Origin of the sequence: Pseudomaricurvus alkylphenolicus (genome assembly GCF_011683955.1) — a bacterium.
GTDB classification, from domain to species: domain Bacteria; phylum Pseudomonadota; class Gammaproteobacteria; order Pseudomonadales; family Cellvibrionaceae; genus Pseudomaricurvus; species Pseudomaricurvus alkylphenolicus.
The window spans coordinates 1-2,427 of sequence record NZ_JAAQPI010000052.1; the positions used below are offsets into that span (position 1 = coordinate 1).

The 2,427-nt window shown below is 47.8% G+C and carries 3 protein-coding genes; all 3 read right to left on the reverse strand.

The window, feature by feature from the left end:
- Positions 1–143: 143 nt before the first annotated feature.
- Positions 144–503 (reverse strand): energy transducer TonB, encoded by a 360-nt coding sequence (locus HBA55_RS37015; RefSeq protein ID WP_167001248.1) that lies wholly within the window; start codon positions 501–503, stop codon positions 144–146.
- A 90-nt stretch (positions 504–593) separates the two neighbouring features.
- On the reverse strand, positions 594–1,037 hold the full coding sequence (locus tag HBA55_RS37020; RefSeq protein ID WP_167001250.1) for a DUF3592 domain-containing protein: 444 nt from the start codon (positions 1,035–1,037) through the stop codon (positions 594–596).
- 116 nt (positions 1,038–1,153) lie between these two features.
- Entirely contained in the window at positions 1,154–1,516 is a 363-nt protein-coding gene (locus HBA55_RS37025) for a hypothetical protein (protein ID WP_167001252.1), read from the reverse strand.
- Between the last annotated feature and the right edge of the window lie 911 nt (positions 1,517–2,427).

A 2,427-nucleotide genomic window follows, 5' to 3' on the forward strand; every position in this document is an offset into this window, starting at 1 on the left:
GCCTTGACCGGAAAACACCGGATGAGGTTTACTTCAATACAACGCCGCTTTCCCTGGTGGCTTAAACCTTGGCGTGGATCCACTTATAGAATGGGGATGAGCTGTTCAAAGGAAGGGGGCCAGCTCTATGGTTGATAAACTTGTTAAGCACTATCTGCAATCTCAAAAGTATATTTATATTGCACGTCATAAACCTCAATTGCCTGGCAAGCGATGATTCTTGGTAAAAACTCCATTTTACTGGCTGCTTTTATGGAGACTATATCAAATATGGCTTTAGGCTCAGCATCAATTACTCGTATGTCCTTGGTACTGCCATCCGTTGTGATAGTGACTGAAACAACTGACCAGCCTTCGACACCTTGAGAATATGCTTCGCGAGGATATTTGGGCTCAGGGTTTTCAATGAGTAGATAATCCCGATGCTTAGGGTTGCAGCTGTTGTCTAAAGACTGGCAACCTAAAAGAACGAAACTTATCAATAGAACTAGTATGACTTTCATGGTTTAAGTGCTTAACGCCGGCAGCAAAGGCGAGCGATTAGCGAGTCCAGCCCGCGTCTTTTGCGGGCGATTTTGCCTGCCCTTGTTAGGCTAAAAAGCCAGTTCACCGAGCCAAACATAGTACGCCACCAATAAAATTATTCCTAAGGGAGCTAGCGCAGCAGATATTTTGCTGAATGGAGCCACCTCAAGATAAGCTAGATTTGGCTCATTAGGATGAACCTTTAAATTGACCACCTCACCTTTGGGGTACTTCTTTACCAATCCATGTTCATAATCAAATGAAGGGAAGAAGTCATAGCCTCTCAATGCTGGAGTATTAGACTCATACTCTTTGCCTCTGAAGTTGTACTTAAAGTAGATTATGGCTTCAAGTACATTCTTTCCTTCCGCATCCATTTGATTAAGTAAACGTGAATGAGTAATTTCTCCCGCAACTGTAGGCCAACGATTAAACGTTTTCTTAAGCCGCAGGTAGACAATTGTCTGAAACAACCCTACCCCAATCAATAAAAGCGAAAATACTAGCTTCAATTAAAACTCCAATACTAGGACAGCCTAACGCCCGGCTTAGGGGCGGACTTGGAGCTGCGAAGCAGCGGAAAGGCCGTCCCAGCCATGCGCTTGCGCATGGCGACTACAGCCGCTTGTTAAAACCCTGCCCATTTATAGGCATCGAATACTAATGTTGAATATTTTTCAGGCAAGCTTCTGTAAAGACTTTCATTAGCTTCCAGCTGTGCCGCCAGATTATTGGCCCCGAAAACACCGCGATTAATAATATACAACAGTAAGCAGATGCAGAATTCTCGCTCATGTCCATATTCAGGGTAGCTGGAACAAAGAGCAATAACCTCTCCAGGGCTATAGTGCTGTTCCAGCGTCATGATACATGATTGATTAAATATAACCTTTTTAAGAAGGTCACGATATTCATCAGCACTATCACCATAGTCACGATTTGCGATGTAGAGAATTTCCTTTTCAGTGACGCTTTGGATGAAGTCGATCATGGTGCTTTTTAACGCCCGTAGCAGGGGCGACCTTGGAGTAGTTTGGTTTGCGCAAAAATGGCGAAGCCATGCGCAAACCAAACTGCGGAAAGGGCGTCCAGCGCGCAACGCGCGCGTGCCTGGCTACGTTTGTTATGCACAGCACTGTAATTCACTACAAAGCCCTACTCTCGCGGTTGGCACTGATGAATGCGGACCGCAATGATTAATGTTCAATGACAGGTGATGCGTGCCCTGGAAAGCGGACGGAAGGAGGTAATTCTGACGACGGACCTTCCGCTGGTACCACGTTGTCACAATGCTCTTGAGTGTACCCTATTTTGGGGCTGGTAAGAACCCGGAAAGGTTAGAATGGCGCATGATTTGTTAGTGGATACCAACCAGAATTACGTCAGTTCATAACGCCCGTAGCAGGGGCGGCCTTGGAGCTGGCTGCTTTGCGCGATAATGGCGAAGCCATGCGCAAAGGAGACGGCGGAAAGGACGTCCAGCGCGCAACGCGCGCGTGCCTGCGATTGTTATGCACAACACTGCCCCTCACTACAAAGCCCTACTCTCGCGGTTGGCACTGATGAATACGGACCGCAATGGTTAATAATCAATGACAGGTGGTACGTGCCCTGGAGAGCGGACGGAAGGAGATGGTTTTGACGACGGACCTTCCGCTGGTGCCACGTTGTCACAATGCTGTTGAGTGTACCCTATTTTGGGGCTGGTACGAACCCAGAAAGCCGAGAATCGCGCAATTTTGTTAGTGATTACCAACTAGAGCTGCGGTATTGCATAACGCCCGTAGCAGGGGCGGCCTTGGAGCTGGCTGCTTTGCGCAATAATGGCGAAGCCATGCGCAAAGGAGACAGCGGAAAGGACGTCCAGCGCGCAACGCGCGCGTGCCTGCCTACGATTGTTAT

Bases quoted from the DNA above. Each gene is read 5' to 3' on its own strand.
- HBA55_RS37015 (WP_167001248.1), bottom strand. From the start codon at position 503: ATGAAAGTCATACTAGTTCTATTGATAAGTTTCGTTCTTTTAGGTTGC.
- HBA55_RS37025 (WP_167001252.1), bottom strand. From the start codon at position 1,516: ATGATCGACTTCATCCAAAGCGTCACTGAAAAGGAAATTCTCTACATC.